Origin of the sequence: Stenotrophomonas terrae, assembly GCF_001431465.1 — a bacterium.
In the GTDB taxonomy this organism is placed as follows: Bacteria; Pseudomonadota; Gammaproteobacteria; order Xanthomonadales; family Xanthomonadaceae; genus Stenotrophomonas; species Stenotrophomonas terrae.
Genome location: NZ_LDJJ01000013.1, coordinates 98,439 through 111,157, shown reverse-complemented (window position 1 = coordinate 111,157; position 12,719 = coordinate 98,439). Strand labels below are relative to the sequence as shown.

Genomic DNA, 12,719 nt, shown 5'->3' with positions numbered 1-12,719 from the left:
CCGCAGGCAAGGGGAGGGCTGGGGAGGGGTAGCTCTGTGCTTTTGAGAGCTACAGCTTCGCGGCTTACGCCGCTCCCACATCTGCGGTGTTGGCTGCCGCAGCCAGCGCAAGACCCTGCACCACGCCGAACGAGGGGTCGCCGTGCACCAGCCTGGCATTCGGGAACGCCGCCGCAGCTGCCTGCTGGATGTAACCGGCACGTGACATGCCGCCGGTCAGGAACACCGCTGCCGGATCGTGGCCGATATCAGCACGCACCTGCTGCAGCAAGGTTTCCAGTTCGGACAGATAGCCACCGGCCGCCGCCGTCAGATGCGGCGCGTCGATGTCGACCGACAGGCCCGGCTCAATGAAGTCCAACCCACTGTTGTGGTTGGGCTGGCTGCTCAATGCGATCTTGCAGTGTTCCACCGCGCGGTACAGGCGCGCGGTGTTGCCGGTGTCCTGCAGTGCCTGCAGGCGGGGGCCGTAGGGCAGTTCCACCGCATCGTAGTTGTGCTGGCGGAAATCGCGCTGGCGGGTCATGTCCTGCACCATCGCCGCTTCCACGTAGTGATGCGCCGGCACGCGGGTGATACCGCGGCCGAACAGCGGCATGTAGCCGGCCAGGCTCAGGGCCAGATCGATATCGGTACCGCCGCGGGCGATACCCCAGGCGCGATGGATCTGTGGCGCGGCACTGCCGCCTACGCTGGCGTGGGCGATGTCGGTGGTACCACCGCCAACGTCGACGATCACCGCCTCATGGCGTTCGCTGCTGACCGCGTGGTAGTGCATTGCGGCGGCGGCGGGTTCTTCAAGGAAATCCACTTCGTCAAAGCCGGCTGCCATCGCTGCGCTGCGCAGGATGTCCAGCGCCTGGTCGTTGCCGGCGGCACCAATCGAGCTGCGGAACTGCACCGGACGGCCAAGCAGGGCGCTGCGCACATTGCGCTGCAGCTGGCGCGAGGCGGTCAGGCGGATGTGTTCGAGGATGTGGGTGGCGATGCCGGTGATGGTCTGCTTGGCCCGTGGGTGCAGGTTGTAGCCCAGCATCGATTTCGGGCTCTGCACTAGGTTGCCTTCGTTCTCCTCGAAGTAGGCTTCCAACGCGTCGTCGCCGTAGACCGCATTCTGCAGCAGCGCGGTGGAGCTGCGTGGCTCGCGGATGCGCTCTTCCATCCATTGGCGGCGAACCACACGGATCGCGTCGCTGCGCAGCTGCTCCTGGCTGCGGGTGGCGCCGGCGGCGCGCGCGCTGCGGCGGCCGGATTCGATCAGCTCGTCGACCTGCTGTTCCAGTGCAGGGGTCAGCTCGAAGTCGTTGGGGTCGCGCATCACCTCGGGGAAGTACACCGTGGTGCGGAACTGCTGGGCGTCACCAAAACTGACCGGTACCACCTTGCCGTCGATATGGGCGGCGGCGGCCGAGTTGCTGGTGCCAAAGTCGATGCCGAGTTTCATGATGCCTGCACGTCTTGCTGCTGAATCGGCCGCGCACTTTACTACGCGGCCGCGCCGCTGGCTTCACATGGCGTTGGTCTGTTCCGGTTTCGATCCGGGTTCCAGTGCGTCCAGCCGGGCCTGCCAGGCCTGTGGGGTCTCGGGTTTGACGAACAGCGCGACGATTTCCGGGTGGTGCTGGCGCGCGGCCTGCTCGATGCGGGCCACGCAGGCCTCGATCTGCACGGTGGTGCAGCGGTCGTCAAAGGCCGCGCTGAGCGTGGCCAGCACCTGGTTCGGGCCAATCTGGATGGTCAGCACGCCGTTCGCGCTTTCAATGTCGGGATCGGCATTGGCCCGCTGCAGCAGGGCCTGGCCCAATTCAGGATGGGCCGGCTCGCCGATCAGCAGGCCCTTGGTTTCGCGTGCCAGCAGGAAGGCCGCCACCGCCAGTACCGCCGCAATGCCAATCGACGCCAGTGCATCGAGTTCAGGTATGCCCAGCCATTGCGCGCCCACTAGGCCGGCCAGGGCGATCAGCAGGCCGAGCATCGCCGCGCTGTCCTCCAGCAGCACGGTGAAGGTGCTGGGGTCCTTGCTGCGCCGGAACGCCTCGAAGTAGCCATAGCGGCCCTTGCTGGCGCGGAACTCGCGCAGCGCGACCCACCATGAGGTGCCCTCGAACAGCAATGACACGGCCAGCACGATGTAGGCGATGGTGGGATTGTCGACCGGCTCGGGGTCGCGCAGATGGACGATGCCCTGGTACAGCGAGATGCCCGCGCCCATCGCAAATACCAGCACCGCCACGATGAAACTCCAGAAGTACAGCTCGCGGCCACGGCCGAACGGATGGGTCCGGTCCGGTGGTTGGCTGGCACGGTTGAGGCCGTGCAGCAACAGCACTTCATTGGTGGTGTCCACCAGCGAATGCACGCCTTCACTGAACATCGCCGAGCTGCCGGAAACCGCTGCGGCAATGAACTTGGCCACGGCAATGCCGAGATTGCCGGCTAGGGCCACGTAGATGACGAATCGCGAGCCGCTGTTTTTTGCCACTTGTTGTCCTGCCAGCGCGGCGCAGGCTGCCGCCCAGCCACTTTCCCGCCCCCTGCGTGGCGGCGGCGTGAGCGACTGTGACCCCAGCGGCTAGAATAGGCGGCTATTCAATGTCCGGGAGTCCCCCATGTCTGTTACTTCCTGCCCGCAGTGTTCGCTGGAAAACGTCTATGCCGATGGCGCCTTGTGGATCTGCGCCGATTGCGGCCACGAATGGACCGCAGGTGAAGCAGCCGAATCGAGCCTGGTGGTACGCGACAGCAACGGCAATGTGCTGGTGGCTGGCGACACCGTCACCGTGATCAAGGACCTGAAGGTCAAGGGCTCGTCGATCCCGCTCAAGCAGGGCACGGTGATCCGCAACATCCGTCTGGTCGAGGACGATGCCGAACACATCGAAGGCAACTCGGAAAAGATCAAGGGCCTGGTGTTGAAGACCTGCTTCCTGCGCAAGGCCTGAGCCAGCTTGACGCGGCGCAGGCACACTGCGCTGCGCAGTGGCATGTGTCAGCGCGCCGCGTGGCGCGCTTCCAGCCGGCGGATGCCATCGAGCTTGCTCTGGTACACGGCCCGCAGGGGATCGCCGCCCAGGTCGCGGGCGTGTTTCATTTCGCGTTCGGCCAGCCGGTTGTTGCCGCTAAGGAAGTAGGCGCGGGCCAGGCCGAAATGGAACTGATGGGCATTGCCGTACAGCCGCACGGCTTCGCGGTAGTAATGCACTGCAAGGGCATAGTCGCCGGCAGTTTCGGCAGTATTGCCCTGCATGTACTGATAGAACGGATCACGCTTGCGCACCTGTTCCAGCCGCGTCTGCAGCTGCGCGACACGGCGTGTATCGCCCATGCGCTGGTAGAGCTTGGTGGCGTTGTGCAGGGCAGGGGCGTGTGAGGGGTTGATCGACAGTGCGGTTTCAAGATCCCTGGATGCGGCGCCCACATCGTTCTCGCGCGATTCGAGTACGCCCAGGTTGCTCCATGCCGGGACGAAGCGCGGGTCCATCCGCAGGGCCGTTTCAAAGTAGGCGCGGGCGCTGGCGTAATCGTGCGCGGCCAACTGCTCGGCGCCGCGGTTGTTGTAGAAATGGGCCAGGGCGCGGCTGTCATTGATCGGCTGTGGCCCGCGGCGGTCGTACAGCACATTGCTGTCCAGGTCCAAGGTGGCGCTGCGGCCCTCCAAGCGCATGCCGACATTGACGTGGCCGGCATTGAAGATCAGGCCCTGGTCCTGGTACCAGGACACCACTTGCCCCACTTCCTGCATGCGTGCGTCCAGGCCGATTTCGCGGGCCAGGGCGACAAACAACAGGGTGAAGGACAGGCAGTTGGCACGGCGCTGCTGCCAGGTCTCGGCCACCGTCAAGGTCGCCTCGGTGTCGTATTCCAGCCCCAGCCCCTCCGGGCGGAAGACCAGCTCAACCAGCAGGTGCAGGCGTTGTTCGGGAGAGTTGGCGACCTTGATCACCCGCTCCTGCAGCTGCGCGCGTACTTCCGGCGGGATCGCCATTACCTGCTCCGGCGCCGGAACCGATGCGGAGACAGGGATTGGTACGTGGATCGGGGAGGGCGCGGGCGGTGGCGCGGCCAAGGCCACGCTGCTGGCGGCGAGCAGGACTAACGCATTCCAACCGATCATGGCGATCACCCGGAGTTTGCTGCGGCCAGCCCAGTGTAGGCCTGTTGCGGGTGGATGGCAGCCAGCGGGGTACAAATCCACAGCGGGTGTGGACCAGCCCTGTGCAAACATGTGGATAACTGCCGGCAGCCCTTGTGCGGCGTGGCTCGGCAAGTGGTGGTGAAATTTTCACCATGGCCGGGCCGCGGCCGGCGCGGTCTGCTAGTATCCGCGGCCCCAGACAGTATTGGCCGCCGCAACGGAGCGGGTACGGCGGCCGGCTTTCGATAGCAGACCATGACGAAGCAGCTTTCCTCCACCGAGGCCCAGATGACGCTGGGCCTGGGCAGCGACATTCCAACCGAGCGCCTGTTCTTTGCCGTGATGCCGGACCCGATGACGGCCGAGCGCGTGGCCGAGCTGGCCGATGGCTTGCGCGAGGAACATGGCCTGCTCGGGCAGCCGTTGGCGCCTGAACGCCTGCATGTGACCCTGCATCACCTGGGTGACTATGCCGGCCTGCCGCCGAGCCTGCTGCCCAAGGTCAGGCAGGCTGCAGCGCGGGTGCGCATGCCCGAGTTCGAGGTCTGCTTCGATCAGGTGGGCAGCTTTGCCGGTGCCCGGCAGAACCCCTTCGTGCTGCGCAGTGAATACGGCGCCGAGCTGTTGAATGGCCTGCACGAGGAACTGGCGCGCTGCCTGCACGGCGTGGGCGGCAAGCTGGACCCGCGCTTCACCCCGCATATGACCCTGCTGTACGACCGCCGGCGCCTGCCGATCCAGCCGGTGCAGCCGTTCCGCTGGTTCGTGCGCGAATTCATCCTGGTGCGAAGTTTCCTCGGCCAGGGGCGTTACCAGATTGAAGGCCGTTGGCAGCTGGGTTGAGCGCCCGCGGTTGATGGCGTGCGGCGTGGTCCCGGCGTTCGTCAGCCCTCGCGGATCCTGTTTGGTGGCTACGGCTTCATGCCAAGATGCCGCCATGAACGACTTGCTGCAGACCTTGCCACCGCCGCTGCTGGCCGAGCTGAAAACCGCTTACGCGCAGCCGCCACGTGCGTATCACAACTTCGGCCACGTGCAGGCCTTGTTGCACCACTACCGCGATGTCGCCGCCGGCCCCGGTTGGCAGCAGCCGTTGGAGGTGCTGCTGGCCGTGCTGTACCACGACGCGATCTATGAAGCCGGACGTGGCGACAACGAGGCGCGCTCAGCACAGCTGGCAGCGGCAGGTATCGAGCGTTGGTTGCCGGATACCGCGGTGGATGCGGCGCGGGTGACGGCGTTGATCGAACTCACCGCACGCCACGGCAGCCTGGACGGGAGCACGCTGGATGCCGATGCCGCCCTGTTCCTGGACAGCGACATGGCCATCCTCGGTGCCCCGGATGCGGTGTTCGACGCCTATGACCGCGGCATCGCCGAGGAATACCAGGGCAAGGTGCCGGGCTTCCTGTTCCGCCTCAACCGGCGTCGCTTCCTGCGCAAGGTATTGGCGCAGCCACGGATCTTTTTCAGCGACTTCTTCCATGAACGTTACGATGCCCAGGCGCGGGCAAATCTGCGCCGGGTTGCGGGCTGAGCGCGGCGCTTGGCTAAACTAGCGGCTGTCCCACCGTTGATAGGGCCGTGCTGGCCGCTGTGATGAACGAACTGCCCGTACCCGCCGCCGCCGGCCCAGATCCCGATCCGCGCCCGCAACCGCCTGAAGCACCGGGGCCGAACGAATGCTGCGAAAGTGGCTGCCCCATCTGCGTGATGGACCTGTATGCCGACGAAATGGCTGCCTACCGGCAACGCCTGGCCGAGTGGACCGCGCGGCATCCCGAAGCGCAGGCCTGAGCCACGCTTTCGACATCTTTCTGCCAACAGCAGGCGTAGGCTAGGCCGGATCGAAACCGGGACCGATGGATGGCGCGTGTGATCTGGGGAAGAAGTGTGCTGGCGCTGAGCCTGCTGGTGGCACCCGTGGTGGCGGCATTGGCGGCCGAACAGGTCAGCCATGGACGTTTTGAACATGTACCGGTGTTGTTGCCCAGCACGCCTGCCCAGCGGGTGGTGCTGTGGTTTGGCGATGGCCACGCGCCGGCGGCGCAGCATCAGGCGCGGTTGCAGTCGCTGCGCGATGACGGCGCCATGGTGGTCGATATCGACACCCGCCATCTGTACCAGGTACTGGCCAAGGAGGGCGGCAGTTGCGGTTTTTCGGCTGGCGACGTGGAGAACTTCTCGCGCTACGTACAGGCCTACTACCGTGTGCCCACCTACCGTCTGCCAATACTTGGCGGCGACGGTGCGGGCGCGGCCTTGGCGTATGCGGTGGCAACCCAGGCCGATGCGGACGTGTTTGCCGGCTTGTTGACCGAGGATTTCTGCCCGCAGCTGCATAACGCGACGATGATCTGCGGTGATGCCATCAAGGGCCGCAGCCTGCAGCCGCAGGCGTTGCGTTTCCCCTGGTTGAATGCTGCTGCCGGCACCGCGCAGGCGTGCCCGGCGACGACAGTCAATGCCTTCACCGCCGCAGTGCCGTGGGCGCGGCCGTTTGCGCGCACCCGTGCGGGCAGCGCCTTGCCCGGTGAGCTTGCCGCCGCGCGGGTGCTGGGTGCGCAACGCGGCGTGAGCCTGCCTGCGGTGCCCGCGGACCTGGACGGTTTGCCGTTGGTGGAAGTGCCGGCCAGTGGGCCGGGCGATACCTTCGCGGTGTTCGTGTCCGGCGATGGTGGCTGGGCGGGATTGGACAAAGAGGTCGCGGGCGCCTTGGCGCAGGCGAGCATTCCGGTTGTGGGCGTGGATTCGCTGCGTTACTTCTGGAGCGAACGCACACCGGCCGGGTTTGCCACTGATCTGGATCGCATCGCGCGCTACTACGCCAACCACTGGCAACGGCCGAAATTGCTGCTGGTCGGTTTCTCGCAGGGCGCCGACGTATTGCCTGCTGCCATCAACAAGCTGCCGCCGGCCAGCGCGCAGATGCTGAGCATGACCGCGCTGATGTCGGTGGGCGAGCGCGCGGACTACGAGTTCCATGTCAGCAACTGGATTTCCAGCGGCGGCGATGATGGCCTGCCGATCGCGCCGGAAATGCGCAAGCTGGCCGCCGACCGCACCTTGTGCATCTATGGCGAAGAGGACGACGACGCGCTGTGCCCGAAGCTGCCGGCCGGCAGCGCGCAGCTGGTCAAGCTGCCCGGCGATCACCATTTTGAAGGCGACTACGCCGGCCTGGCCAAGGTGATCCTGCAGCACGTGCAGGGTCGGTGATGCCTGGCCGCTGTGGGAGCGGCGTGCTTGTGGGAGCGGCGTAAGCCGCGAAGCTGACGTCGTTTCAGTTCACTGGCTTCGCGGCTTACGCCGCTCCCACAAACCAGCAAACCCAAACGCCTACTTTCTGCTTGGATCCAGCGAAATCAGCCGGGTCACATCCAGCAGCGCCGCCGGCAGGTGTACACCGCCAGGCGCGGCCAAATAGCGCGGCCGCCATTCCGGCGCGAACTTGGATTTGAAGCGGCGCAAGCCGCTGAAGCCATAGAAGCGCTCGCCATGGCGCGCGACCAGATTGGCGAAACGGTTCCAGCGGCCGGCCAGGCGGTGCTGGGCCAGGCCGGTCAGCGGTGCCATGCCCAGCGAGAAACGGGTATAGCCATTGGCCGCGCCCCACAGGAACAGCTCGATGAACAGGAAATCCATCGTGCCTTTGGGCGCATCCGGGCGGTGTCGCATCAGGTCGACGGATAGTTCTTTTCCGGCTGGTGCCTGCCAGATATTGGCGAAGGCGACGATGCGTCCTTCGGCCTCGACCAACGCCACCGGGAAGCGGCTCAGATACGCCGGCTCGAAACTGCCCAGCGAGAAGCCTTTTTCTTCGCCGGCTTTTTCGTCCAGCCAGGCATCGGAGATCTCTGCCAGCTCGCCCAGCAACGCAGGCACCTCGCTGGCCGCTGCCAGCCTGAAGCTCAAACCGGCCCGTTTGCCCTTGTTCCAGGCCTGGCGCAGATCCGCGCGTTCGCTGCCGGCCAGGCTGAAATCCGTCAGCGGCACCATTGCTTCCTCGCCCAGTTTCACCAGGGTCAGGCCAAGGTCCAGATAGTTTTGCCAATACTTGCCGCTGGTTTGGTAGAACACCGGGCGCAGACCGAGGCGGTCGGCTTCTTCGCGGAATTTCCAGATCAGGGCCGTGGCTACCGGCGCGGGCCCGACCGGGTCGCCCATGGCCACCAACGAGCCGCCATAGCGCTGCAGCATCACGAAGCCATCGCCGGCCTCGCTGCGCAGGATCGCCTTGTCGCCGGTCATGGCCACGCAGGCCTGGGTGTCCTCGGCCTGCGCCAGGATTGGCCGCAGCTGTTCCAGCGTTGCGTCATCAGGCAGGGGTAGTGGGCTGCGGGTGCTGTGCAGCAACCGCGCCAGGCCGAATATGATCAGGGCGATACATACCAGCAGCAGGGCGCGTAGCGCGCGCGGGGCATTGCCCGAGGTGGCGAACTGCCACCACAGCTCGTTCTGGTATTCGACGTGGCTGTAGACGAAGAACAACAGCCAGACCGTGGCCACCAGTACCAGCGCCACATTGCGCAGCCACGGCCAGGACCAGGCTTCATCCAGCAACGCACCTTCGCGGTAGAACTCGCGCCGTGCCGCCCACAAGGCCATCGCCACCAGCGGCAGGGTCAGTGCCACGGTGACATGGCCGCCGCGCAACCAGGCCGGTAACGGCAGCGCGATGCACAGCGCGAATGCCAGCATCCATGCGGCATGACTGCGCCGCTGCAGGCCCTGGCCGATCAACAACAACAGCACGCCACCGAGACTGCCGAGCAGGTGCGAGGTTTCCACGATTGGCAGCGGTGCCGGCAGCACCCGCTGATGCGGTACCGGCAAGGTGCCATCGATCAACAACAGCGCGCCGGCGGCGAACACCGCCAGTGCGATCAGCTGCGGCAGCCAAGGCCGCAGCACCGTCCAGGCGGTGCCGGCGCCACTGCGCAACGGGCGGCGCACACTGGCCAGCGCCGCCAGCAATGCCGACAGGAACAACGGCAGCAGGTAGTAGGTGACCCGGTAGGCCACGGCGGCGGCCAGCAGGGCGGCCGGTGCGACATGCGGCAACAGCTTGAGCAGGCTCCACTCGAATACGCCCAGCCCGGCCGGCACGGTGGAAACCAGGCCGGCCACCACCGCCACCAGGTAAAGGCCAACAAAGCCGACAAAACCGACGTCGCCCTGTGCCGGCAGCAGCACATAGAACGCCGCCGAAGCCAGGCACAGCTCGACCACGCTCAAGGCGGTGACTTCCAGTACCGTGCGCCGGTCCGGGATCCACATGCGGTGTTGGCCCCAGCCAATACTGCGGCCCTGGCGTCCGACCAGCAGCAACATCGCGGCGAAGCCGACGAGCATGGCCACACCCACGCCATGCACCGCCATTGCCGGGATCGGCAGGGCCAACGCGGCCGCGCTCGGCTCCAGCAACAAGGCAAGGCCCAGCAGCAGCCAGGCGCCGAATACAAAGCCCAGTGTGCTCATCAGCACCACCTGGCCGATTTCGGCCAGGCTGAGCCCGGCGCGGCCATAGCTGCGTACGCGCACGGCACCACCGGTCAGTGCCGCGAATCCCAGCGTCTGCCCGGCGGCGTGGGCGAGGAAGGCGGTGATGCCGACGCGGGCGGCCGGCAATGGGTGTTTGGCGCGGCGCAGGCCGATGGCGTCAAACCCGATCAGGCAGACGTAGCTGGCCATGCCCAGCAGCGTCGCCAGCCCCAACTGCGACCACGACAGCCCGCGCACCGCCGCGCGGATCTGGTGGTAGCCGTGGTCGCTGAACTCCCCGGCCAAGGCATGCAGCGCCATTGCCATGATGGCCAGGGTTACCAGGATGGCGGCAATACGTCGCCAGCCCGGTGCGGACGGTTGCGAAGGCGTGGCAGACGCGGTCATGCAGGTTCGGGCTGGCTGGGCGCTGGGGCGGCGCGGAGTCATAAGACTAGCGGTAGTGCGTGACTGTGGCTGCATGCCGCCGGCATGGCGTTTCCATCGGCTTCAGTCGGCGTGGCGTTGGCAGGCACACTAGACTGGGTGGCTCAGACGCCGGGGAGTGGGCATGGGTGGTGGTTCGCAAGGGGCCGTGTTGCCACGGCCAGCACTGGCCTTGGCGGTGGTGCTGGCATTGCTGGCGTTTTCGCTGATCGCCATCGCGCTGCAGTTTGCCCGTGATGATCTGGACTGGGTGCGCGCCACCCTCAGCCTTTATCTGCATGGCCCATACGGCTTGCTGCTGCGCGTGGCCTATTGCCTGCTGGCAACGGCCATCGCCGTGCTCGGCGTGATGTTGTACCGGCAGGCGAGTGGGCCGGCGCGGCGGGGCTTGCCGGCAGTGCTGTTCGCGGTCGCGGGCGTGGCACTGGCCACGGTGGCGATTGGTGACAGCTGGCTGCCGCAGCATGCGCCGCTACTGGCGCCCTTGCTGCACGGGCTTGCGGCGCAGACCGCGTTCCTGTGTGTGACCGTGGCAATGCTGCTGCAGGCCTGGTGCTTCAGCCGCGATCCGAACTGGCAGCATCTGCAGCGCCTGGCCTGGTGGTGGGCCTGGGTTGCCTTTGCCGGGCTGTGGCTGCACGTGTTGTGGCGTGACAGCCCGCGAGGGCTGGGCCAGAAGCTGGTGATTGCGACGGTGGTGGGCTGGCTGCTGCTCGTTGCGTTAGCGTCATGGCGACGTTCACGCAAAGAAACGCCTGAAACTTCCACTTGAGGGCACAATGATGGGTACATTCACAACAGCGAGTCAGCCATGATCCAACGCTTCGATACCGGTCCGCGCATGTCGGAAATGACCATCCACCATGGCGTGGCCTATCTGGCCGGGCAGGTGCCGGAAGACACCAGCGCCGATATCGTTGGCCAGACCCAGCAGGTATTGCAGGCCATCGACGATCTGTTGCGTCTGGCGCCGACCGACAAGAGCAACATCCTGCGTGCGGAGATCTTCATCGCCGACATGGCCGACTTCGCGGGCATGAACGAAGCCTGGGACAAGTGGGTACCGCAGGGTGCGACGCCGGCGCGCGCCACCGTGCAGGCCAAGCTGGCCAACCCGGCGTGGAAGATCGAGATCGTGATCACTGCCGCGGTGCCGTAAGCAGCTGCTGCGATAGCGGTTGTCTGCCCTGGAGGCTACGGTGTCCGGGGCAGGCAGCGGTTTGATCTGATTGGTTTCTTTGCAGGGAGGCAGGGATAGAAATGATGCGTTACCTGTTGTTCGCAGCCGTGGCAGGCAGCGGCGTGCTGCATGCTGCGGCACCGGCGCAAGCCGCGCTGACCAAACTGATCTACAAGCAGGCACCGTTGCAGCGCATCGAGCCGCTGGACTACCCGCAGTTCAAGCTGATCGAAGCGGAGCTGCGCAACACGGTGCGACGCCATGGCGACCGCAACGTGCCCAATCGATTCTGTGCGGTGGCGTACCAGTTGGGGAGTGGCCAGCTGGAGACGGTGCTGCTGTGGGACAACGCACAGTGGTTGATCCGTTGGTGGGGCGGTGATGCGCTGGCCACGTCGGAGGAACGGTATGCAGTGTCGGCCTCGTTCTCACCGGTCACCGACCTGCGCACGGATCTGGTCGAGGATGATCGCTACCCACTGGGCACGCGTGCAGTAGTGCGGGCGGATGCGGAGGCCTTGATCGCCGATTGCCACGCGCACGGCCGCCAGTACACGGTGCCGCCGTTGCCGCCGAAAACGGAAGACGATGAGTATTGAGCGGACGTGCTGCTTTGCTGTTTTGCTTTTTGTAGGAGCGGCGTAAGCCGCGAAGCCGATTGCCAGTGGATTGCAGTGTTCAACATGATCCCGGGCAGCCAAGGCATCGCCAGATGCATGTCTGCGATTGGAATCTTCGTCAGCTGGATTTTCATCAGCTTCGCGGCTTACGCCGCTCCCACATTCACTCGCTGACGGAGCCGGCTCCTGCCCTTTTGTAGGAGCGGCGTAAGCCGCGAAGCCGGTAGCGATTGGATTGCAGTGTTCAACAGGATCCCGGGCAGCCATGGCTCGGCCGATGCATGCCTGCGATTGGAATCTTCGTCAACTGCATTTCCATCAGCTTCGCGGCTTACGCCGCTCCTACACGAGGGGCTGCAAAAGCAGCTACACGCGCGGCTGCTGGGCTGTTGCTATCAGCTCGATACAGTCGACCGGGCAGGGCGGGATGCACAGCTCGCAGCCGGTGCACAGGTCGGCCAGCACGGTGTGCATGTATTTGGCGCCGCCGACGATGGCGTCGACCGGGCAGGCCTGGATGCACTTGGTGCAGCCGATGCAGTCGGCTTCGATGATCACTGCAACCTGTGCAGGCTTGTGCTCGCCACGGCTGCGGTCGTAGGGCAGGGCGGGAACACCGAGAACATGGGCAAGCGCACGTGCGCCGGCATCGCCTCCGGGCGGGCAGTGATCAGTGCCCGCGCTACCGGCCGCCATCGCCTCGGCATACGGGCGGCAGCCGTCATAGCCGCACTGCCCGCACTGGGTCTGCGGCAGCACCCGGTCCAGGCGTTCGACCAGCGCAGCTGTTCCTTCTCCCTGCGGGAGAAGGTGGCGCGCAGCGTCGGATGAGGGTTGGGTAATCATTGGAGAG

General features: G+C 65.7%; 13 protein-coding genes. 8 read left to right on the top strand and 5 right to left on the bottom strand.

Annotated features, from left to right (window positions below):
- Positions 1 to 64 precede the first annotated feature (64 nt).
- Together ABB27_RS05080 and ABB27_RS05075 are read right to left on the bottom strand one after the other, a co-directional pair.
- Positions 65 to 1,444: an Hsp70 family protein gene (locus tag ABB27_RS05080; protein WP_057627134.1), complete on the bottom strand. Its 1,380-nt coding sequence runs from the start codon at positions 1,442 to 1,444 to the stop codon at positions 65 to 67.
- A gap of 63 nt (positions 1,445 to 1,507) precedes the next feature.
- Positions 1,508 to 2,569 carry a cation diffusion facilitator family transporter gene (locus tag ABB27_RS05075; protein WP_057627133.1) on the bottom strand — a complete coding sequence of 354 codons (1,062 nt, stop codon included), beginning with the start codon at positions 2,567 to 2,569 and terminating at the stop codon, positions 1,508 to 1,510.
- Between the two features lie 40 nt (positions 2,570 to 2,609).
- Between ABB27_RS05075 and ABB27_RS05070 the strand changes: the two genes are divergently transcribed.
- Positions 2,610 to 2,942 (top strand): zinc ribbon domain-containing protein YjdM, encoded by a 333-nt coding sequence (locus tag ABB27_RS05070; RefSeq protein WP_057627132.1) that lies wholly within the window; start codon positions 2,610 to 2,612, stop codon positions 2,940 to 2,942.
- A gap of 47 nt (positions 2,943 to 2,989) precedes the next feature.
- Here ABB27_RS05070 and ABB27_RS05065 read toward each other — a convergent pair whose 3' ends face one another.
- Positions 2,990 to 4,114, bottom strand: a complete 1,125-nt coding sequence (locus ABB27_RS05065) for a tetratricopeptide repeat protein (RefSeq protein ID WP_057627152.1) — start codon at positions 4,112 to 4,114, stop codon at positions 2,990 to 2,992.
- A gap of 276 nt (positions 4,115 to 4,390) precedes the next feature.
- Here ABB27_RS05065 and thpR point away from each other — a divergent pair, with 276 nt between their 5' ends.
- The 4 genes from thpR (at position 4,391) to ABB27_RS05045 (ending at position 7,354) form a co-directional block, all read left to right on the top strand.
- Positions 4,391 to 4,978 (top strand): RNA 2',3'-cyclic phosphodiesterase, encoded by a 588-nt coding sequence (thpR, locus tag ABB27_RS05060; RefSeq protein WP_057627131.1) that lies wholly within the window; start codon positions 4,391 to 4,393, stop codon positions 4,976 to 4,978.
- A 94-nt stretch (positions 4,979 to 5,072) separates the two neighbouring features.
- Entirely contained in the window at positions 5,073 to 5,672 is a 600-nt protein-coding gene (locus tag ABB27_RS05055) for an HD domain-containing protein (protein WP_057627130.1), read from the top strand.
- 62 nt (positions 5,673 to 5,734) lie between these two features.
- Positions 5,735 to 5,932, top strand: coding sequence for an oxidoreductase-like domain-containing protein (locus ABB27_RS05050; RefSeq protein WP_057627151.1), 198 nt, complete (start codon positions 5,735 to 5,737; stop codon positions 5,930 to 5,932).
- A gap of 69 nt (positions 5,933 to 6,001) precedes the next feature.
- Positions 6,002 to 7,354: a virulence factor family protein gene (locus tag ABB27_RS05045; RefSeq protein ID WP_057627129.1), complete on the top strand. Its 1,353-nt coding sequence runs from the start codon at positions 6,002 to 6,004 to the stop codon at positions 7,352 to 7,354.
- A gap of 120 nt (positions 7,355 to 7,474) precedes the next feature.
- Here ABB27_RS05045 and mprF read toward each other — a convergent pair whose 3' ends face one another.
- Positions 7,475 to 10,027 carry a bifunctional lysylphosphatidylglycerol flippase/synthetase MprF gene (gene mprF, locus ABB27_RS05040; protein ID WP_057627128.1) on the bottom strand — a complete coding sequence of 851 codons (2,553 nt, stop codon included), beginning with the start codon at positions 10,025 to 10,027 and terminating at the stop codon, positions 7,475 to 7,477.
- Positions 10,028 to 10,190: 163 nt separating this feature from the next.
- Between mprF and ABB27_RS05035 the strand changes: the two genes are divergently transcribed.
- The 3 genes from ABB27_RS05035 to ABB27_RS05025 all read left to right on the top strand — a co-directional run bounded on the left by ABB27_RS05035 (position 10,191) and on the right by ABB27_RS05025 (position 11,845).
- Entirely contained in the window at positions 10,191 to 10,838 is a 648-nt protein-coding gene (locus ABB27_RS05035) for a DUF998 domain-containing protein (protein ID WP_057627150.1), read from the top strand.
- 39 nt (positions 10,839 to 10,877) lie between these two features.
- On the top strand, positions 10,878 to 11,225 hold the full coding sequence (locus ABB27_RS05030; RefSeq protein ID WP_057627127.1) for a RidA family protein: 348 nt from the start codon (positions 10,878 to 10,880) through the stop codon (positions 11,223 to 11,225).
- 104 nt (positions 11,226 to 11,329) lie between these two features.
- The gene (locus ABB27_RS05025) at positions 11,330 to 11,845 is read left to right on the top strand and encodes a hypothetical protein (protein ID WP_152984443.1); all 516 of its coding nucleotides are present in this window, start codon (positions 11,330 to 11,332) and stop codon (positions 11,843 to 11,845) included.
- Between the two features lie 387 nt (positions 11,846 to 12,232).
- Here the strand turns inward: ABB27_RS05025 and rnfB are convergent, their stop codons facing one another.
- Entirely contained in the window at positions 12,233 to 12,712 is a 480-nt protein-coding gene (gene rnfB, locus ABB27_RS05020) for an Rnf electron transport complex subunit RnfB (RefSeq protein ID WP_083491152.1), read from the bottom strand.
- Positions 12,713 to 12,719: the final 7 nt, after the last annotated feature.